Annotated in this window: 17 protein-coding genes; 8 read left to right on the top strand and 9 right to left on the bottom strand. The window is 73.7% G+C overall.

All coding sequences use genetic code 11. The features are described from left to right. Positions 1-508 precede the first annotated feature (508 nt). Positions 509-3,631: a sacsin N-terminal ATP-binding-like domain-containing protein gene (locus tag AC5K6T_RS30080; protein WP_493214060.1), complete on the top strand. Its 3,123-nt coding sequence runs from the start codon at positions 509-511 to the stop codon at positions 3,629-3,631. A gap of 250 nt (positions 3,632-3,881) precedes the next feature. After that, positions 3,882-4,661 carry a calcium-binding protein gene (locus AC5K6T_RS30075; RefSeq protein WP_493214058.1) on the top strand — a complete coding sequence of 260 codons (780 nt, stop codon included), beginning with the start codon at positions 3,882-3,884 and terminating at the stop codon, positions 4,659-4,661. Positions 4,662-4,737: 76 nt separating this feature from the next. Here AC5K6T_RS30075 and AC5K6T_RS30070 read toward each other — a convergent pair whose 3' ends face one another. After that, positions 4,738-7,137: an HAD-IC family P-type ATPase gene (locus tag AC5K6T_RS30070; RefSeq protein WP_493214057.1), complete on the bottom strand. Its 2,400-nt coding sequence runs from the start codon at positions 7,135-7,137 to the stop codon at positions 4,738-4,740. Between the two features lie 228 nt (positions 7,138-7,365). Beyond that, positions 7,366-7,641 (bottom strand): DUF2530 domain-containing protein, encoded by a 276-nt coding sequence (locus AC5K6T_RS30065; RefSeq protein ID WP_493214056.1) that lies wholly within the window; start codon positions 7,639-7,641, stop codon positions 7,366-7,368. Positions 7,642-7,775: 134 nt separating this feature from the next. On the opposite strand from AC5K6T_RS30065, the gene AC5K6T_RS30060 reads away from it, so the two are divergent. After that, positions 7,776-9,227: an NCS2 family permease gene (locus AC5K6T_RS30060; RefSeq protein WP_493214054.1), complete on the top strand. Its 1,452-nt coding sequence runs from the start codon at positions 7,776-7,778 to the stop codon at positions 9,225-9,227. A gap of 72 nt (positions 9,228-9,299) precedes the next feature. On the opposite strand, the gene AC5K6T_RS30055 is transcribed toward AC5K6T_RS30060, so the two are convergent. After that, a complete protein-coding gene (locus tag AC5K6T_RS30055) occupies positions 9,300-9,482 on the bottom strand; it encodes a ribbon-helix-helix protein, CopG family (protein WP_493214053.1) in 183 nt (60 codons plus the stop codon). A gap of 156 nt (positions 9,483-9,638) precedes the next feature. On the opposite strand from AC5K6T_RS30055, the gene AC5K6T_RS30050 reads away from it, so the two are divergent. The 3 genes from AC5K6T_RS30050 to thpR all read left to right on the top strand — a co-directional run bounded on the left by AC5K6T_RS30050 (position 9,639) and on the right by thpR (position 12,388). Continuing rightward, positions 9,639-10,076 carry a MarR family winged helix-turn-helix transcriptional regulator gene (locus tag AC5K6T_RS30050; RefSeq protein WP_493214052.1) on the top strand — a complete coding sequence of 146 codons (438 nt, stop codon included), beginning with the start codon at positions 9,639-9,641 and terminating at the stop codon, positions 10,074-10,076. A 27-nt stretch (positions 10,077-10,103) separates the two neighbouring features. After that, complete coding sequence (locus AC5K6T_RS30045) at positions 10,104-11,603, top strand: MFS transporter (RefSeq protein ID WP_493214050.1); 1,500 nt, start codon at positions 10,104-10,106, stop codon at positions 11,601-11,603. Between the two features lie 212 nt (positions 11,604-11,815). Beyond that, positions 11,816-12,388, top strand: a complete 573-nt coding sequence (gene thpR / locus AC5K6T_RS30040; protein WP_493214048.1) for an RNA 2',3'-cyclic phosphodiesterase — start codon at positions 11,816-11,818, stop codon at positions 12,386-12,388. A 220-nt stretch (positions 12,389-12,608) separates the two neighbouring features. Here the strand turns inward: thpR and AC5K6T_RS30035 are convergent, their stop codons facing one another. The 4 genes from AC5K6T_RS30035 to AC5K6T_RS30020 form a co-directional block, all read right to left on the bottom strand. Continuing rightward, positions 12,609-13,598 carry an aldo/keto reductase gene (locus AC5K6T_RS30035; protein WP_493214047.1) on the bottom strand — a complete coding sequence of 330 codons (990 nt, stop codon included), beginning with the start codon at positions 13,596-13,598 and terminating at the stop codon, positions 12,609-12,611. A 66-nt stretch (positions 13,599-13,664) separates the two neighbouring features. Continuing rightward, positions 13,665-14,216: a GNAT family N-acetyltransferase gene (locus tag AC5K6T_RS30030; protein WP_493214045.1), complete on the bottom strand. Its 552-nt coding sequence runs from the start codon at positions 14,214-14,216 to the stop codon at positions 13,665-13,667. Positions 14,217-14,311: 95 nt separating this feature from the next. Next, positions 14,312-14,521, bottom strand: a complete 210-nt coding sequence (locus tag AC5K6T_RS30025; RefSeq protein WP_493214043.1) for a tautomerase family protein — start codon at positions 14,519-14,521, stop codon at positions 14,312-14,314. 210 nt (positions 14,522-14,731) lie between these two features. Further along, entirely contained in the window at positions 14,732-15,499 is a 768-nt protein-coding gene (locus AC5K6T_RS30020; RefSeq protein ID WP_493214041.1) for an SDR family oxidoreductase, read from the bottom strand. An 86-nt stretch (positions 15,500-15,585) separates the two neighbouring features. On the opposite strand from AC5K6T_RS30020, the gene AC5K6T_RS30015 reads away from it, so the two are divergent. Further along, complete coding sequence (locus tag AC5K6T_RS30015) at positions 15,586-16,458, top strand: helix-turn-helix transcriptional regulator (RefSeq protein WP_493214039.1); 873 nt, start codon at positions 15,586-15,588, stop codon at positions 16,456-16,458. Positions 16,459-16,592: 134 nt separating this feature from the next. Here AC5K6T_RS30015 and AC5K6T_RS30010 read toward each other — a convergent pair whose 3' ends face one another. Further along, positions 16,593-17,276: a GDSL-type esterase/lipase family protein gene (locus AC5K6T_RS30010; RefSeq protein WP_493214037.1), complete on the bottom strand. Its 684-nt coding sequence runs from the start codon at positions 17,274-17,276 to the stop codon at positions 16,593-16,595. Positions 17,277-17,528: 252 nt separating this feature from the next. On the opposite strand from AC5K6T_RS30010, the gene AC5K6T_RS30005 reads away from it, so the two are divergent. Next, positions 17,529-18,539: a WD40 repeat domain-containing protein gene (locus AC5K6T_RS30005; RefSeq protein ID WP_493214304.1), complete on the top strand. Its 1,011-nt coding sequence runs from the start codon at positions 17,529-17,531 to the stop codon at positions 18,537-18,539. A 216-nt stretch (positions 18,540-18,755) separates the two neighbouring features. Here AC5K6T_RS30005 and serC read toward each other — a convergent pair whose 3' ends face one another. Further along, the gene (serC, locus tag AC5K6T_RS30000; RefSeq protein WP_493214035.1) at positions 18,756-19,874 is read right to left on the bottom strand and encodes a phosphoserine transaminase; all 1,119 of its coding nucleotides are present in this window, start codon (positions 19,872-19,874) and stop codon (positions 18,756-18,758) included. Positions 19,875-19,940 lie beyond the last annotated feature (66 nt).

The raw sequence follows: 19,940 nt of genomic DNA, 5'->3' as shown, positions 1-19,940 counted from the left end.
CGGCGCGGACGACCACCGGGCGCCTCCGGCGGAGCACCGCGGCCCCGGGCCGCCCGGACGGATGACCCGGCCGGTCACGAGGGCCGTCCCGGGGCGTTCCCGGGGCCCGCACCCGGCCGGCCCCCGCCGGGGGAGACCCCCGACGGGCTCCTGGACCTGCGGCCGGCAGGACCCGCCGGCTCCCGCGCGCCCGTCCCGGCCGCCACACCGTCCCGGCCGCCTCACGGCCGCCCCGGACGCCTCCGTCACCCCGCGGCCCTCGCGCCTCCCGTCACCCCGCGGCCCCGCGCCTCCCCGTCCCCCCGGCGGCCCGCACGCCTCCCGGGCGCCCTCGTGCGGCGCGGCCGCCCCGGCGGCGCCCCGGGCCCATCCGGAGCCCGTCGGACCGCGGGCCGGGAGGCAGGCCGGGTCCCGGGCCGGGGGCCGGGCCGCGCGGGGGTGGCTCCGGGGGCGGTACCTTCCTCCCGGGGCGGTACCTTCAGGGCACGCCGATGAGGAGAGTGTGGACGTGAGCAAGTTCGTGCGGCCCGCGGCCGAAGGTGCCGATCCGTTCGGGACGGCCCGGTTGCGCCGGGGCGTCCTCGACGCCTGGGCGACCAGCCCGGCCCGCTTCCGGGAGGACGCCAACGCCGAGGAGGACCTCGTCCTCGGCGGCTACCGCGACCGGCTCGTCGTCGAGCTCGCCCAGAACGCCGCCGACGCCGCCGCCCGCGCCGGTGTGCCCGGCCGGCTGCGCCTCACCCTGCGCGAGGGCACCCTCGTCGCCGCCAACACCGGCGCACCGCTCGACGCCGCGGGCGTGGAGTCCCTCGCCACCCTCCGCGCCTCCGCCAAGCGGGACACCGCCGCGGCCGCCGTCGGCCGGTTCGGCGTCGGCTTCGCCGCCGTCCTGTCCGTGACCGACGAACCCGCCGTCGTCGGCCGCCACGGCGGGGTGCGCTGGTCGCTCGCCGAGGCCCGCGACCTCACCGCCGACACCGCCCGGCACAGCCCCGGCCTCGGCGACGAGGTCCGCCGCCGGGACGGCCATGTGCCCCTGCTGCGGCTGCCGTTCGCCGCCGAGGGCAGCGCCCCCGACCCGTACGACACCGCCGTCATCCTGCCGCTGCGCGACACGGCCGCCACCGACCTCGCCGAACGGCTCCTCGCCGCCGTCGACGACGCCCTCCTGCTCGCCCTGCCCGGCCTCGACGAGGTCGTCGTCGAGACCGCCGGCGACACCCGCACCCTCAGCCGCCGCACCGACGGCGCGCTCACCGTCGTGGAGGACTCCCGCGACGGCACGACCAGCTGGCGCACCGTCTCCGCCCACGGCCCGCTGCGCCCCGAACTCCTCGCCGACCGCCCCGTCGAGGAACGGCTGCGGCCGCACTGGTCGGTCACCTGGGCCGTGCCCGTCGACGCCGACAAGAGCCCCGCCCGGCCCCGCACCAGCCCCGTGGTGCACGCGCCGACCCCCAGCGACGAGCCGCTCGGCGTGCCCGCGCTGCTGATCGCCTCCCTGCCGCTCGACCCCACCCGCCGGCACGCCGCGCCCGGCCCGCTGACCGACTTCCTCGTCCAGCGCGCCGCCGACTCCTACGCCGAACTCCTCGCCGAATGGCGCCCGGTGACCACCGGCGTCATCGACCTCGTGCCCGGCCCGCTCGGCGCGGGCGAACTCGACGGCGCGCTCCGCCGGGCCATCCTCGAACGGCTGCCTCGCACCTCCTTCCTGCCGCCCGCCCTGGAGGCCGGCGAGGATCACGAGGACCTCCCCGAGTCGCTGCGCCCCCGCGACGCGGAGATCGTCGAGGGCGCCGGCGCCGACACCGTGCGGGTGCTCGCCGAGGTGCTGCCCACCCTGCTGCCCGCCGGGCTGGAACGCCGCGCGGAGCTGCGCGCGCTCGCCGTCGCGCGGGTGCCGCTGACGGACGCCGTCGACCGGCTCGCCGGGCTGGAGAAGGAGCCCGGCTGGTGGCGGCGGCTCTACGACAGCCTGGCCGGCGTCGACCCGGACCGGCTGACCGGCCTGCCCGTGCCGCTCGCCGACGGCCGCACCACCATCGGGCCCCGGCAGGTGCTGCTGCCCACCCCGGACGCCGGGCGCACCGACCCGGCCGTGCTGTCCCGGCTCGGCCTGAAGGTCGCCCACGCCGACGCCGCGCACCCGCTGCTGGAGAAGCTCGGCGCGCTGCCCGCCACCCCCCGGGCCGTGCTCACCACGCCCCAGGTGCGGGCGGCGGTGGCCGCCTCGCTGGACGACGAGGGCGCACTGGACTGGGAGGCGGACGCCCCGGACGCCGAGGAACTCGCCGACACCGTCCTCGCCCTCGTCCGCGACGCCGGCCTGGAACCCGGCGACGAGCCCTGGCTCGGCGCGCTCGCCCTGCCCGACGAGGACGGCGAACTCGCCCCCGCCGGGGAGCTGGTGCTGCCCGGCAGCCCCTTCCACCAGGTGATGCGCGAGGGCGAACTCGCCACGGTGGACGCCGAGCTGGCGCAGAAGTGGGGCGAGGGACCGCTGGCCGCGTGCGGGGTGCTGGCCGGCTTCGCGCTGGTGCGCGCCACCGACGTGGTCCTGGACCCCGACGAACTGGAGCCCCGTGACGGGGACTTCGCCGAACCCGACGACGCCGGACTGCTCGACGCGGTCGACGTGTGGTGCGAGGACATCCTGGACCGCTTCCCCGACTCGCCCGTGCCGCCCGTCGCGACCGAGCTGATCGCCGTACGCGATCTCGACCTGGTCGACGACGGCCACTGGCCGCGGGCGCTGTCCCTGCTCGCCCGGCCGCCGCTGCGGGACGCCCTCACCCAGCCGGTGCGGATCCTGCTGCCCGACGGTACCCACGAGGTCGTACGGCCGTACACGGCGTGGTGGCTGCGGGGGCACCCGGTGCTCGACGGCCGCCGCCCGGCCGGGCTGCTGGCGGCGGGCGGCGATCCGCTGCTGCGCGGGCTGTACGAGGAGGCCGACGCGACCGGCTTCGACGACGAGCAGGTGCTGCGGGCGCTGGGCGTGCGCACCTCGGTCGCCGCGCTGCTGGACGAGCCGGGCGGCGCCGCCGAGCTCCTCGACCGCCTCGCCGACCCCGGCCGCGAGGTGACCGCCGCCCAGCTGCACGGCCTGTACGGGGCGCTGGCCGACCTCGACCCCGAGCAGGTCACCCTCCCCGACGAGCTGCGGGCGGTGGTCGACGGGCACACGGAGGTCGTGGACGCGGCCGACGCGGTGGTCGTCGACTCGCCCGACCTGCTGCCCTTCACCGAGGGCGTGCCGCTGCTGCCGGTGCGGCCGGTGCGGGCCGCCGAACTGGCCGAGCTGTTCCAGGTGCGGCGGCTGAGCGAGTCGGTGTCCGGGGTGATCGACTCCCGGGGCACCGAGCACGAGGTGCCGGAGCCGGTGCGGGTGCTGCTGGGCCCGCGCACCCCCGCCTCGTACGTCGAACACGAGGAACTGGTCGTCGACGGCGTGGAGATCGACTGGCGCCTCACCGACGACGGCGTGCTGCACGCCGCCACCCTGGAGGGCGTCGCGGCCGGACTCGCCTGGGCGGCCGGCCAGTGGCCCCGCCGCTTCGAGGTGGCCGCGCTGCTGGAGGATCCGTCCCGGACGGCCGAACTGGCCCGGGACCGGTGGTTCGACTGAGGCGTCCGGCCGGAGCGGCGCGGGGCCGGACGGGCCCGTCCGGCCCGGGCGGGGCGTCGGCGGGGCACCGGCGGGGCACGGCCGTCCGGGAGGTTCTCGCACAGATTCTTCACCGGCCGGGCAACCATTCGCCCGAGCAGACGATCTGATCTCCTGAGTCAACAGACTCCTCGATCACCTCGGCCCCGCCGCGCTCACGGACCTGTGCACCGAAGGGCAACGGGGCTCCTTCTCCATGTGGGGAACAGACATGCGTATGCGTGCCACCCTCGGCGCTGTGACCGGCGCCCTGATCCTGTCCGCCCTTGCCGTGCCTGCCGCGCAGGCCGACGACGGCGAGGGCGACACGACGATCTCCAACGTCGTCGTCAACGCGGGCAAGCCGGTCGTGGTGACCGCGACCGCCAAGAAGCGGATCGCCGTCTCCTTCACCGTCAAGGATCCCTCGGGCGTCAAGAACGGCATGGCCATCCTCTGGCACGGCCGGACCTTCGACACCTCCGACAGCGGCGCCCTCGCCACCACCGGCAACCACTACGCGGTGTGCAGCGCGGTGAACGCCACCACCTCCACCTGCAAGGCCAGCTACGACATGGAGCCCGGCTTCAACCTCGTCAACACGGTCGCGGGCAGCTGGAAGACGTGGGCCATCGCCTCCGGCAAGGACGACGACTTCGTCCAGAAGGACAACGTCCGGACCTTCTCCGTCCGGCGGCACACCAAGCTCACCGCCAACGCCGCCCCGGAGCCCGCCCGCAAGGGCGCCACCCTCACCGTCACCGGCAAGCTGACCCGGGCCGACTGGGACCGGGGCACCTACGGCGCCTTCAGCAGCCAGCCCGTCAAGCTCCAGTACAAGAAGAAGGGCGCGACCACCTGGTCCACCCTCAAGACGGTCAGGACGTCGTCCTCCGGCGCCCTCAGGACCACCACCAAGGCCACCTACGACGGCTACTACCGCTTCGTCTACGCCGGCATCCCGACCAGCGCGGCCGTGACCTCCGGCGCCGACTTCGTCGACGTCCGCTGACCCTCCCCGGCAGCCGGCGCGGGCCCGCCCTCCACCGGGCGGGCCCGCCCACCGGGACGGGCCGCCCGCCGCGCGACTACGCGGGGAAGCGGCGCCCCACCCACCTCCACAGGAACTCCAGCGCCACCGCCGCCGTCGCCGCGATGCCGACCGCGAGCCACGGGATCGGCAGGCCCACCAGCCGCAGCGCGAAGAAGTCCTGCAGCCAGGGCACCACCAGGACCAGCAGGAACGCGCCTCCCATGGCGGCCACCAGCAGGACCCGCCACCAGGTGTAGGGGCGGGCGATGATCGCCAGCACCCAGATCGACACCAGGAACAGCGTCAGCGTCGCCGCACTCGTCTCGGCGCCCAACGCGTCCTCGCCCGTGTAGTGGTGACGGGCAATCAGATACGTCGTGAACGTCGCGGCCGCCGCCACCGTCCCGCCCGGCACGGCGTACCGCATCACCCTCCGTACGAAGTGCGGTTTCGCGCGCTCCCTGTTGGGCGCCAGCGCCAGGAAGAACGCCGGGACGCCGATCGTCAGCGTGGACAGCAGCGTCAGATGACGCGGCAGGAACGGGTACTCCACCCGCGTACACACCACCAGCACCGCCAGCAGCACCGAGTAGACCGTCTTGACCAGGAACAGCGTGGCCACCCGGGTGATGTTCCCGATCACCCGGCGGCCCTCGGCGACCACCGACGGCAGCGTCGCGAAGCTGTTGTTCAGCAGCACGATCTGCGCGATCGCCCGGGTCGCCTCCGAGCCGGACCCCATCGCGACCCCGATGTCGGCGTCCTTCAGGGCGAGGACGTCGTTCACGCCGTCGCCGGTCATGGCGACCGTGTGCCCGCCCGACTGCAGCGCGCCGACCATGTCCCGCTTCTGCTGCGGGGTGACCCGGCCGAAGACCGTGCCCGCGTCGAGCGCGCGGCCCATGCCCTCCCGGTCGGCGGGGATCCGGCGCGCGTCGACCGCCGTACCGGTCAGCCCCAGCTTGGCCGCGACCGCGCCCACCGACACCGCGTTGTCACCGGAGATGACCTTGGCGTGGACGTTCTGCTCGGCGAAGTAGCGCAGCGTGTCGGCGGCGTCCGGGCGCAGCCGCTGCTCCAGCACCACCAGCGCGGCCGGCTCGGCGGCCCGTACCGCCTCGGGGGCGTCCAGCTCGTCTCCGGAGCGGGCGAGCAGCAGCACCCGCAGCCCCTCCTCGTTGAGCCGCCCGGTCTCGGCGAGAGCCGGGTGGTCCGCGTCGAGCAGCACGTCCGGGGCTCCCAGCAGCCAGGTGCTCGACTCGCCGTCGCCCTCGCTGAAGGAGGCACCGCTGTACTTGCGCGCGGAGGAGAACGGCAGTGACCGCACGCACCGCCACTCCTCGCTGTCCGGGTAGGCGTCGATGATCGCCTGGAGGGACGCGTTGGGGTGCGGGTCGGCCTCACCGAGCGCGCCGAGCACCCGCCGGACGTAGGGCTCCTCGAAGCCGTCCAGCACGCGCAGCCCGGTGACGTCCATGCCGCCCTCGGTGAGGGTGCCGGTCTTGTCCAGGCACACGGTGTCGACGCGGGCCAGGCCCTCGATGGCGGGTAGTTCCTGGACGAGGCACTGCTTGCGGCCGAGCCGGATCACGCCGATCGCGAAGGCGACGGAGGTCAGCAGCACCAGACCCTCGGGGACCATCGGCACGATGCCGCCGACCGTGCGGGCGATCGAGTCGCTCAGCCGGTGGTGCTCCACCGCCAGCTGGGTGACGATCAGGCCGAGCGCGGCCGGAATCATCATCCACGTCACGTACTTCAGGATGGTGGAGATGCCCGTACGCAGCTCGGAGTGGACCAGGGTGAAGCGGGAGGCCTCCTCGGCGAGCTGGGCGGCGTAGGCCTCGCGCCCGACCCGCGAGGCCCGGTAGGCGCCGCCGCCCGCCACCACGAAGCTGCCGGACATCATCGGGTCGCCGGGCCGCTTCACCACCGGGTCGGCCTCACCGGTCAGCAGCGACTCGTCGATCTCCAGGCTGTCGGCCTCGACGCACACCCCGTCCACGACGATCTTGTCGCCGGGCCCGGTCTCCAGGACGTCGTCCAGCACGATCTCCGACGTGCCGACCTCGACGGCCAGCCCGTCCCGGCGCACGGTCGGCCGCACCTCGCCGATCAGCGCGAGCGAGTCCAGCGTCGTCTTCGCCCGCCACTCCTGGACGATGCCGATGCCCGTGTTGGCGAGGATGACGAACCCGAACAGGCTGTCCTGGATCGGCGCCACGACCAGCATGATCAGCCACAGCACGCCGATGATCGCGTTGAAGCGGGTGAAGACGTTGGCCCGGACGATGTCGGTCAGGGACCGGCTGCTGCGCACCGGCACGTCGTTGACCCGTCCCGCGGCGACCCGCTCGGCGACCTCGGCCGCGGTCAGCCCGTCCGCTGCACCGGGCGGCACGGGCGGGGGGTGCCCGGGGTCGAGTCCGGCGCCCGCGTCGGTGTGCTGCGTCATGCCTTCGACGGTACGTGCGGACGGGGGCGCGCACCCGCCGAGTGGGCCCAAGTTCCGACCTGGGGAGGAGACGGGTGCTGCTCAGGTCGTAGCCGCCCGGGCCCGGGCGGCGGGGTGGGCCGCGCCCGGCGTCGCGTATCCGCAGCAGTGGACGGGGTGTTGCGGCGTCGGCGTCGGCAAGGGCGGCGGCGGGGCGGGCCGCTACCGGGCGGCGGCGGGGGCGGGCCGCTACCGGGCGGCGGTCTCGCCGTCGCTCGCGGCCGGGGCGGCCCGCTTGATCGCCGCGTCGCGCCTGCGGACGTACCAGATGCCGATCAGGCCCAGTCCGGCCCCCGCCAGGCAGGTCCACACCCACCAGGCGTGCCCGTGGTCGTCGAACCAGCCGTAGAACGGCAGCTGTACCAGGAAGAGGACGAACCACAGGATCGTCCCGCCGACGATGACCGGGACCACCGGGCCCTCCAGGGGCTCCGGCGCCTCGTGCTCGGGGGTCCACTTCGCCATGGGCACAGCTTACGAGGCCGTTCGGAGCTGTCCGTACCCCCTCGTGTCTACGCGCGGAGATGGCATCCGCGAGACTCATCTGTTCATACTGAAACCCTTTGCCTCTGACCGCTTCTGTTCGTAGGAACCAACGAATGACCACCTCGGCCCCCGCCAAGGTCCCCACTCCGGAGCAGCCCGGCGGCGGGCCGGCCCACGGTGTCCTGGACCGCCACTTCAAGATCTCCGAGCGGGGCAGCACGCTGTCCCGCGAGGTCCGCGGCGGCTTCGCCACCTTCTTCGCCATGGCGTACATCATCGTGCTGAACCCGATCATCCTCGGCAGTGCGAAGGACGTCTACGGCCATCAGCTCGACAACGGCCAGCTGGTCACCGCCACCGCCCTGACCGCGGCGTTCACCACGCTCCTGATGGGCGTGATCGGCAACGTGCCGATCGCGCTCGCCGCGGGCCTCGGCGTGAACTCCGTCGTCGCCCTCCAGCTCGCCCCGCGGATGTCCTGGCCGGACGCCATGGGCATGGTCGTGCTGGCCGGGTTCGTGGTCATGCTGCTGGTGGCGACCGGTCTGCGTGAGCGCGTGATGAACGCGGTGCCGTTCGGCCTGCGCAAGGCCATCTCCATCGGCATCGGCCTGTTCATCATGCTGATCGGCCTGGTGGACTCCGGTTTCGTCTCCCGCATCCCGGACGCCGCGCAGACCGCGGTGCCGCTCCAGGCCGGCAGCGACGGTCATCTCAACGGCTGGCCCGTCCTCGTCTTCGTCCTCGGGGTGCTGCTCACCCTCGCCCTGATGGTCCGCAGGGTTCCCGGGGCCATCCTCGTCTCGATCGTCGCCATGACCGTCCTGGCGATGGTCCTGGACGCGGTCGCGGACGTGCCCTCCTGGGGTCTGACCACCCCCGAGTGGCCGGGCAACCCGGTCGCGAGTCCCGACTTCGGCCTGGTCGGCGAGGTCAGCCTGTTCGGCGGCTTCGGCAAGGTCGGCGTACTGACCGGCGTGCTGTTCGTCTTCACCGTGCTGCTGTCGTGCTTCTTCGACGCGATGGGCACCATCATGGGCGTCAGCGACGAGGCCGGGCTGACCGACGCCCAGGGGCAGATGCCGGGCATCAACAAGGTGCTCTTCGTCGACGGCCTGTCGGTCGCCGCGGGCGGCGCCGGTTCCGCCTCGGCCACCACCGCCTTCGTGGAGTCCACCGCCGGAGTGGGCGAGGGGGCGCGGACCGGCTTCGCCAACCTCGTGACCGGCGGCCTCTTCGCCGCCGCCCTGTTCCTCACGCCCGTCGCGACGATGGTCCCGTCCCAGGCGGCCACCCCCGCGCTGGTCGCGGTCGGCTTCCTCATCCTCGCCGGCTCGGTGAGGCAGATCGACTGGGCCGACCACACCATCGCGATCCCCGCCTTCGTGACGATGGTGATGATGCCGTTCACGTACTCGATCACCAACGGCATCGGCATGGGCTTCATCACGTTCGTGCTGATGCGCCTCGCGGCCGGCCGGGGCAGGGAGGTCCCGGTGCCGATGTACGCCGTGTCCGCGGTGTTCGTCTTCTACTACCTGATGCCGGCGCTGCAGCTGACCTGACCGGCCACGGGGGCGGTGGGGACGAGGGGGCGGCCGGGCCGGGACCTGCCCGGCGGCCGGTCCCGGCCGGGCTCAGGTGAGACCGTAGAACTCCTCGGTCTCCTCGACGGCGGTCTGGAACCGTTCGTCGAAGTCGTCACGGACGAGCGTCCGGACCACATAGTCCTGGACGCTCATCCCTCTTCTCGCCGCATGGTGCCGGAGCCGTTCGAGCAGCTCCCCGTCTATCCGCAGGCTGAGCACGCTGGTCCCCATGCGTACGAGGGTCGCGGCAGCCGGGCGGGCGGTGTGTCGCTTTCCGGAACCGGCTCACTCGTACGGGTGATGGGCGGGTTTCAGTGGCCTGGATCACGGGCAGGGTGGCGCATACCAGCTGGTCTTTAGCGAGAGTAATGAGTTACGCTAAGGAACATGCCGGACCTCACCCATGGCGACGACGCTGCCGCCGTGAACTCCCTGCGCTCCGCCGTGATGCGGCTCTCCCGCCGCCTCAAGCACCAGCGGGTCGACGAGTCACTGAGCCCGACCGAGATGTCGGTGCTCGGCACCCTCTCCCGCTGCGGGCGGGCGACCCCGGGCGAACTCGCCCGCAAGGAGCACGTCCAGCCGCCCTCGATGACCCGCATCGTCGCGCTGCTGGAGGCCAAGGGCCTGGTCCGGCTGGAGCCGCATCCCGAGGACCGGCGCCAGAAGGTGGTCACCCGGACCGAGCAGGCCGAAGCCATGCTCGACGAGAGCCGCCGCCGCCGCAACGCCTTCCTGGCCGCGCTGGTCGAGGACCTCGACGAGGACGAGTGGGCGAAACTGCGCGCCGCCGCCCCCGTGCTGGAGAAGCTCGCACACCTGTAAGCAGCAGACACAAGGAGGCGAACCCCTTTGAGTACGGGACCCGGAGCACACTCCGCCCCCGCACCGGACACGCACGACACCCACTCGCCCCCGGCACCCCGCCCCGCCCCCGCCCACCCGGCCGCACCCCGTCCGGCCCCGGGCCCGCCCGCCCGCACCGCGGCGGACACGACGCCCGGCACCCCGGCCCGCACGCCCGCCCCGCACGCCTCTCCGTCCCGGCGGAGCACCGGCACCCGCCGGTCGGCGATGTTCAGCTCGCTGCGGATCCGCAACTACCGGCTCTTCTTCCTCGGCCAGGCCGTGTCGAACACCGGCACCTGGATGCAGCGCATCGCCCAGGACTGGCTGGTCCTCACCCTCACCGGCTCGGCCACCGCGGTCGGCGTGACCACCGCCCTGCAGTTCCTGCCCATGCTGCTGTTCGGCCTCTACGGCGGCGTCCTCGTCGACCGCCTGCCCAAGCGCCGCGCCCTGCTCGTCACCCAGACCGCCATGGCGGTCGCCGGGCTCTTCCTGGCCGTCCTCACCCTCACCGGCCGGGTCGAGGTCTGGCACGTCTACACGGCCGCCCTCGCCGTCGGCCTCGCCACCGTCGTCGACAACCCCGCCCGCCAGTCCTTCGTCACCGAGATGGTCGGCCCCGACCAGCTCCAGAACGCCGTCAGCCTGAACTCCGCCAACTTCCAGTCCGCCCGCCTGATCGGGCCCGCCGTCGCCGGCCTCCTCATCACCGGCGTCGGCACCGGCTGGGCGTTCCTGTTCAACGGCCTGTCCTTCCTCGCGCCCATCACCGGCCTGCTCCTGATGCGCGCCCGGGAACTCCACGCCGTCGAACGCACCCCGCGCGGCAAGGGCCAGCTTCGCGAAGGCCTCCGCTACGTGTCGGGCCGGCCCGAGCTGGTCTGGCCCATCGTCCTCGTCGGCTTCGTCGGCACCTTCGCCTTCAACTTCCCCGTCTACCTGTCGGCCTTCGCCGACGACGTCTTCCACGTGGGCGCCGGCTCCTACAGCCTCTTCAACACCCTCATGGCCGTCGGATCCGTCGCCGGGGCCCTCCTCGCCGCCCGCCGCGGCACGGCCCGCCTGCGCGTGATGAGCGCGGCCGCCCTCGCCTTCGGCCTCATCGAGGTCGTCGCCGCCGCCTCCCCGTCCCTGTGGATGTTCGCCCTGCTGATGATCCCGCTGGGCCTGTTCGGCATGACCATCAACGTCACCGCCAACACCGGCATCCAGATGGCCACCGACCCCGCCATGCGCGGCCGTGTCATGGCCCTGTACATGATGGTGTTCCTCGGCGGATCCCCCGTGGGCGCGCCCGTCGTCGGCTGGATCACCGACACCTACGGCCCGCGCACCGGCCTCGCCGCGGGCGGCGCGGTCGCCGCTCTGGCCGCCGCCGTGATCGGCCTGGTCCTCGCCCGCACCGGCGGCCTCCGCCTCTCCGTCGCCTGGCACCGCGGCCACCCGGTCGTGCGCTTCGTCCCCCGCGAACGCCGCGAGGACCTGGTGGCGGCCGCGGCCTGAGCCGGCGGGCGCGGCCCGGGCGGCCTTGCCGCCGGCCGGCGGCCTGCACGACGGAGGGCGGACTCCGGTCGCCGTGGAGGACGGAGGGCGGACTCCGGCCGCCGTGCACGACGGAGCGGACACCGGTCGCCGCGGAGGACGGAGGGCGGCGCCCGCGGACGGGGCACAGCGGACGGGCGGACGCAGCGGCCGGGTGATGGCACGGTGACCGTATGAGACTCTTCGCGGCCGTGCTGCCGCCCGCCGAGGCGGTCCGCGAGCTGGACGCGCAGGTGGCCGAGCTGAGGCGACTGCCCGGCGCGGACCGCCTGCGCTGGACCGGCCACCCCGGCTGGCACTTCACCCTCGCCTTCTACGGTGAGGTCGACGACGGCGTCGTACCGGATCTGTCCGCCCGGCTGGAGCGTGCCGCCCGGCGCAGCACACCCTTCGAGCTGGCGGTGCGCGGCGGGGGACAGTTCGGCCGGGGGCGTGCTCTGTGGGCGGGGGCCGCAGGCGACCTGGAAGCGCTGCGGCTGCTGGCCTCCCGCAGCGAGGCCGCCGCACGCAGGGCGGGCCTCGACACCGGCGGGCACCGGCACTACCGGGCCCACCTCACCCTGGCCCGCAGCCGCGGCCCGGCCGACGTACGGCCCTGCGTGGAGGCGCTGTCGGGGTTCACCGGCCGCGCCTGGACGGTCACCGAACTGGTCCTCGTCCAGAGCCGGCTGCCCCTGTCGGGCGTGCCCGGCGAGCAGCCCCGCTACCTCCCGGTCGACCGCTGGCACCTCGGCGCGGCCGGTTAGGCTCAATCCTGTGGACCCGAAGACCCGGAACCGGATCATGGCCGGTGCGCTCGTGCTGATGTTCGTCGTCGTGGCGGTGGCGGCGGTGCTGGGGAAGTGACCCCGGCACCACCACCCCCTGCGGCGGCGCGTGCGCTCGTGCCGTGACCGCCCGCGCGGCCACGACCACCCGCGGACGGCCACAGGCGGCCCGCGGACGGCGACGGCCGACGGCCGACGGCTACCAGGCGAAGGCCTCCGGCGAGGGTCCCGGCCCGGGGAAGACCTCGTCGAGGCCTTCCAGGACCTCCGGCGACAGCTCCAGCCGCACCGCCCGCAGCGCGGACTCCAGCTGCCCGGCCGTGCGCGGCCCCACGATCGGCCCGGTCACCCCCGGCCTGGTGAGCAGCCACGCCAGCGCGACCTCGCCGGGCTCCAGACCGTGCTTGTCCAGCAGATCCTCGTACGCCTGCACCCGAGCCCGCACCGCCGGGTCCGCGAGCGTCTGCGCGGTCCGCCCGCCCGAGCGCCGGCCGCCCTCGACCTCCTTGCGGATCACCCCGCCCAGCATGCCGCCGTGCAGCGGCGACCAGGGGATGACCCCGAGCCCGTACTCCCGCGCGGCCGGGATGACCTCCATCTCGGAGCGCCGCTCGAAGAGGTTGTACAGGCACTGCTCGCTGACCAGGCCGTACGAGCCGCGCCGGGCGGCGGCCTCGTTCGCCTGCGCGATCTTGTAGCCGGGGAAGTTGCTGGACCCGGCGTAGAGGATCTTGCCCTGGGCGATCAGCGTGTCGACCGCCTGCCAGATCTCCTCGAACGGAGTGGCCCGGTCGATGTGGTGGAACTGGTACAGGTCGATGTGGTCGGTCCGGAGCCGCTTCAGCGAGGCGTCCACGGCCCGCCGGATGTTCACCGCCGACAGCCGGTCGTGGTTCGGCCAGGCCGGGCCGTCGGCGCCCATGCTGCCGTACACCTTCGTGGCGATCACGACCTTGTCCCGCCGGTCACCGCCCCGGGCGAACCAGCTGCCGATGATCGACTCGGTGCGGCCCTTGTCCGTGCCCCAGCCGTACACGTTCGCCGTGTCGAAGAAGTTGATGCCCGCGTCCAGCGCCGCGTCCATGATCGCGTGGCTGTCGGCCTCGTCCGTCTGGGGGCCGAAGTTCATCGTGCCGAGGACCAGTCGGCTGACCTTGAGTCCGGTGCGTCCGAGCTGCGTGTACTCCATGGTCCCCAAGCCAACGGCCTTGAGTGTGCTCTATGCAAGGACCGGGACGGCCGGCGAGGACCCCCCTTACGGCGCCTCGTCCGTCCGGCTCTGCTTCCAGTCCTCGGCGAGGAGCCCGAGCAGCACCTCGTCCAGGAACTCGCCCATCACCCAGGCCGAGGAGCGCAGGACGCCCTCGCGGACGAAGCCGTTGCGCTCGGCGGAGCCCAGCATCGCGGCGTTGTCCGCCAGCGTCTCCATCTGCAGCCGCTGCAGGCCGCGCACGACGAAACCGTACCGGCACAGCACCGCCACCACGTCGGTGCCGTAGCCCTTGCCGCGGGCGCCGGGCAGCAGCCCGAGCCCGATGTGCGCCGACCGGTTGTGGTTGTCGATGCCCCACAGCACGGCGCTGCCGACCAGGGTGCCGCCGTCCAGCTCCACCACGGAGAACGGGACGCTCCCCTGCTCCTTGTCGTCCACGACGAGCCGCGGATCCCTCGACCCCGGTGAGATCGGCCGCCACGGGCCGCTCTCGGCCCGCGAGGAGTTCACCACGTCGTCGTAGAGTTCGGCCCGCAGGACCGGGATGTCCTCCTCGTGCCGGGCCCTGAGCCCGACGGTGCGCCCTCGTAGCATGCAGGTTTCCTATCCGGCCGGGCCGGCCGGCGGCAAGTCATTAAGGAGCGGCCGTGTGGGGCCCGGCGCACCGTGCCCCACACGGGTGGCCGGCGTCAGCCGCCGCCGTTGAGCACGGCCGCGGTCAGGACGTCGCCGCCGACGCCCCAGCCGCCGTCGACGACCTCGTCGACGAGCACGACGGTGGTGGCACGGGCCCGCTCACCGTAGATCTCCGCGTACAGGTCGGTGGTGCGCTCGACGATCTTCTGCTTGTCCGCGGCGGTGACGGTGCCCGCGGGCACCTTGAAGTTGGCGAAGGGCATGGTTCTTTCTCCTTTGAACGGGTTCTTCCGCGCGAGGGGAGGCCGCCGCCCGGGAGCGGGACAGCGGCCGTTCCCCGTCAGCCGCATGCCGGCCGCAGGCCGCGGCGGGGCGTGGGCCCGAAGGCCTCGGTCAGTGTGTCCCTGAGCCGGCGTCAGGACGTGTCGTGCTGTGCGGCCCGGGCGGTGCCGGCCGGTCCCTGGGCCGCACCCTCACACCATGCCCCCGTTGGCCCGCAGGATCTGGCCGTTGACCCAGTGCCCTTCCGGGCTGGTGAGGAAGGCGACCACCCCGGCGATGTCCTCCGGGGTGCCCAGCCTCTCCAGCGGCGGGGTCCTGGCGAGCTGCTCGATCTGCTCGGACGTCTTGCCGTCGAGGAACATGTCCGTGGCGGTGGGCCCGGGGGCGACGGTGTTCACGGTGACGTCCCGTCCGCGCAGCTCGCGGGCGAGGATCAGCGTGATGGACTCGATGGCGCCCTTGCTCGCCACGTAGGCTCCGTAGCCGGGGAACCGGGTGCCGACCACGGAGGTCGAGAACCCCACGAAGGAGCCGCCCGCACGCAGGCGCCGGGCCGCCTGCTGGGCGACGACGAACGCACCGCGGATGTTGGTGCGGTGCACCGCGTCGAGCACGGCGAGATCGAGGTCGGCGATGAGGGACAGAGCGAGCCGGCCGGCGCAGTTCACGACGACGTCCACGCCGCCGAACTCCCGCTCCGCCCGGTCGAACACGGCGGCCATCGCACGCTCGTCCGCCACGTCCGCCTGCGCACGGACGGCGCGCCCGCCGGACGCGGTGATCGCCGCCACCGTCTCCTCGGCGGCATCCGTGTCGTGGGCGTAGCACACCACGACGGTCAGACCGTCCTGGGCGAGTCTGCGGGAGACCGACCGGCCGATGCCGCGTGATCCTCCGGTGACGACGGCGACCCGCGCGGCCGCCGCTTCATGGGTTCGAGCTGGGTGGTTCGTGGTCATGTCCTCCACGATGCGCGGCTCCGCCCGGCGCAACCAGGGGACGACATCCCCTGGGCCGACGACCCGGACGAGCAGAGAATGGGGGCATGGGTTCCGCGAAGTACACCGAGCTGGGGGCGTTCCTGCGGTCGCGGCGCGACCGCATCCGGCCCGCCGACATCGGGCTGCCGACCGGGCCCCGGCGCCGGGTCCCCGGGCTGCGGCGTGACGAGGTCGCCCAGCTCGCCGGAGCGTCGGTGGACTACTACAACGAGCTGGAGCGCGGAGCCGGGTCCCAGCCGTCCGAGCAGATGATCGCCGCGCTGGCGAGGGCGCTGCGCCTGAGCGCCGACGAGCGCGACTACCTCTACCGCCTGGCGGACCGCCCGGTGCCCGTACCGGGCGGAGCGGCCTCGCACGTGCACCCCGGCATGCTCGACCTCCTCGGCCGCCTGCCGTCGACACCGGCCCAGGTCATCACCGACCTGCACGTCACCCTTGTCCAGAACCCGGCCGCGGTGGCCCTGCTCGGAGACCAGTCCGGTTTCCGAGGGGCTCGGGCCAGCTTCGTCCACCGCTGGTTCACGGAGCCCGACGCCCGACGCCTCTACCCCGCATCCGATCACGCGGCCCAGTCCCGTGCCTTCGTCGCGGACCTGCGGGCCGCCGCCGCGAGGAGGGACGCCAAGGACACCGAAGCCGCCTCGATGATCCGTTCGCTGCTCGACGCCTCCTCCGAGTTCGCCGCACTGTGGGCCGACCACGACGTGGCGTTCCGCCGGGACGACCGCAAGCGCATCGACCACCCCGCGCTCGGACTGGTCGAGGTCAACTGCCTCAGCCTGTTCAGCGAGGACGGCCGGCAGCGCCTGCTCTGGTTCACCCCCGCAGCCGGCACGGACGGTTCCGGTCTGCTCGACCTGCTCGCGGTCATCGGCACACAGGAGATCGCCGTGGAACGCGAGCACGACTCCACCTGAGGACTCCGGCCCGCAACTGGAGGATCGCAGCCACCCCACCCCCGCACCTCCGGCGTCCCTCCCCCCCCGCACGAGGCCCGGATCCTCCGATCCACCCCCACCCCCGCGCCCTCCACCTCGGAGGGCTCAGCGCTTCACCCGCCGTAGTGGTGGCCCCAGCCCCAGGCCTGGCTCATGGCATCCGCGAAGGCGGCGGCGAGCTTGTGTTCGCCGCCGGCGTTGGGGTGGGTGCCGTCGTAGGTGTCGGTCAGCAGGTCCCAGGAGTCGGGAACCGAGGCGAGCAACAGAGGAGAGGCCGGTTCGTCCAGGTCGGCCGTCGTCTTGGCGAGCAGCACGTTGAAGGCGGACACCTGGTCGGCGAAGTCCGGGTCGTTCTCGGCCCGGACGTTGGGGATGACGGGAAGCAGGACCATACGGATGCGCGGGTTCGCGGACCGCGCCGCCGTGACGAAGGCGCGGGCGTTCTCCGCGGTCTGCCCGGCGTTCGTGTAGAAGCCGAGGTCGATCAGGCCGAGGGAGACCAGGAGCACGTCGGCGCGGCCGGCGCGGACGGCGTCGGCGACGAGCGGTGCCATGTGCAGCCAGCCCTCGCCCCAGCCGGCGAGGTGGGCGCGGGGGAACGCGGGGTCGGCGTGCGCGGCGTATGCGCAGGAGGTGGCCTCGCCGGTGGCGGGGTCGTGGAGGGTCTCGCGGGGGCCGACGAAGGTGAAGGGGCCGCCGTAGGTGTCGCGCAGGTGCTGCCACATCCGGTAGCGCCAGGTGTGTTCGCCCGCGCTGCCTATCGTCATCGAGTCGCCTACGGGCATGAACCTGAGCATCCGCTCATCATGGTGGACCGGCGTGGACGACAGGGGTGCCGGGGCGTGTGAGGACCACCACCTGAGGGGCTCGTGCGGGCGGAATCCCGCCGGGGCGGCACGGGATGGCAGGCTGGGGGCATGCGCCGACCCCTTGCCGCCGTGCCGCGCCCGGCCGCTGCCCTCTCCTCCCCACCGTCCGCGCCCGTACCGACACCGACACCGACACCGGTGACCGCACCCGCCGCCGCGAACGCCGCCGCACCGGAACCGATGGCCGCGCCCGCCGCCGCGCGGGCGGCCGCGCGCCCGGCCACCACCCTGGCCGCGGCTGCGGCCGCAGCCGCCCTGCTGTTCGCGTTCGCCGTGCCCGCGGCGGCCGACGGCGGGGACAAGGGGTTCACCATCAAGGACCCGCGTATCACCGAGTCCAGCGGGCTCGCCGCGTCCCGGCAGCACCCGGGCGTGTACTGGACGCACAACGACCAGGACACCGGTGCCTTCCTGTACGCGGTCGACAGCCGGACCGGTGAGACCGTCGCCACGGTCACCATGACCGGGGTCGGCGCGCCCCGTGACGTCGAGGGCATCGCCATGGGGCCCGACAACCAGCTCTACGTCGGGGACATCGGCGACAACGACGGCGTCACCTGGGACCACGTGTGGGTCTACCGGCTGCCCGAGCCGAAGGTGCTGGAGGACCAGTCGGTGAAGGCCACGCAGTACGTCGTGAAGTACTCCGACGGACCCCGGGACGCCGAGTCGCTCCTGGTGCATCCGAAGACCGGGCGGGTCTACATCATCGACAAGAACGAGGACGGCGGGCACCTGTACGCCGGGCCCGATCCGCTGTCCGCGTCCGGCACCAACGTGTTCGAGCCGGTCGCGCCCATCGACCTGTGGGCCACCGACGCCGCGTTCTCCCCGGACGGCGAGCAGTTCGTCGTCCGCGGGTACCTGGGCGGGATCGCGTACGACTGGAACGGCGGCGATCCGCGGCGGCTGGAGCGGATCAGTGTGCCCCTGGGGCAGGGGGAGTCCGTCAGCTACTCGGCCGACGGTACGAAGCTGATGCTCGGCATGGAGGGCGCCGGCAGCCCGGTCGAGGCGCAGGACGCGCCCGCCCGGTCCGGCTCCGGGGGGTCCGGCTCGCCCTCGGCGGGCGGCGGTTCGGGCGCGGCGGGCGGTGACGACGACGGCTCGGGCCTGCCGGTCGGGTACATCCTCGCGGCCGTGCTCGCGGTCGGCGCCTTCGGTGTGGTCCGGCGCAAGCGCAAGCCGTAGGACGCCCCGCGCCCCCGGCCCTGCGCCCCGGCCCCGCGCTCCGGGTCCGGCCCCCGGCGGCGGCGAGGGGCGCCCCGCGGTCGAACAGCGGGGCGCCCCTCGTCCCCGTACGCACGGGGTTCGTCCGCCATGGCCGCCGGAGTGCACGCCGGAGTACGCCCAGGAGTACACGCCGGAGCCGGCGCAGGAGTGCGCGCGCAGGTGCGCGCGCGAGGGCTACAGCTTCTCGATCACGTAGTCGACACAGCGCGTCAGCGCCTCGATGTCGGCCGGGTCGACCGCCGGGAACATCGCGACGCGCAGCTGGTTGCGGCCGAGCTTGCGGTAGGGCTCGGTGTCCACGATGCCGTTGGCGCGCAGCACCTTGGCGACCGCGGCGGCGTCGACGTCGTCGGTGAAGTCGATGGTGCCGATGACGGCCGAGCGCTGCGCCGGGTCGGTGACGAACGGGTTGGCGTACTTCACGTCCTCCGCCCAGCCGTACAGGGTGCGCGCGGAGGTGGCCGTGCGGCGGACCGCCCAGTCCAGGCCGCCCTGGCCGTTGAGCCACTCCAGCTGCTGGTTCAGCAGGAACAGGGTGGCGAGCGCGGGGGTGTTGTACGTCTGGTTCTTGCGGGAGTTGTCGATCGCCGTGGGCAGCGAGAAGAACTCGGGGATGTGGCGGCCCGAGGCGTGGACGCGCTCGGCGCGCTCGATCGCCGCGGGGGAGAAGACGCCGATCCACAGGCCGCCGTCGGAGGCGAAGGACTTCTGCGGGGCGAAGTAGTAGACGTCCGTCTCGGCGATGTCGACGGGCAGGCCGCCCGCTCCGGAGGTGGCGTCGACGAGGACGAGGGCGTCCGCGTCGGCGCCGGCCACCCGGCGGACGGGCAGGGCCACACCGGTGGAGGTCTCGTTGTGGGTGAGGGCGTAGACGTCGACGCCCTCACGTGCGGCGGCCTCCGGATGGGTGCCCGGCTCGGCGGTGATGACGTCCGGCTCCTCCAGCCACGGCGCCAGCTTGGCGGCCTTGGCGAACTTGGAGCTGAACTCGCCGAAGCTGAGGTGCTGCGACCGGGAGGTGATGAGGCCGTGCGTCGCGATGTCCCAGAAGGCGGTGGAGCCGCCGTTGCCGAGGACCACCTCGTAGCCCTCGGGCAGCTGGAACAGCTCGGAGACGCCCTCGCGCACCCGGCCGACCAGGTTCTTCACCGGGGCCTGGCGGTGGGAGGTGCCGAGCAGGGACGTGCCGGTGGCGGCCAGGGCGTCCAGCGCCTCCACCCGCACCTTGGAGGGACCCGCGCCGAATCGACCGTCGGCGGGCTTGATGTCAGCAGGAATCTGGATCTCAGCCACGGGGTGAGGTTAGCCGTTGCGGGAAACCCGGTCGAAACGCCGTCCGTCCGCTGAGACGCGCTGGAG

This window comes from Streptomyces sp. B8-7, from assembly GCF_058833805.1.
Note: the sequence above shows the minus strand (reverse complement) of the source record. Positions and strands in the feature narration are given on the sequence as shown.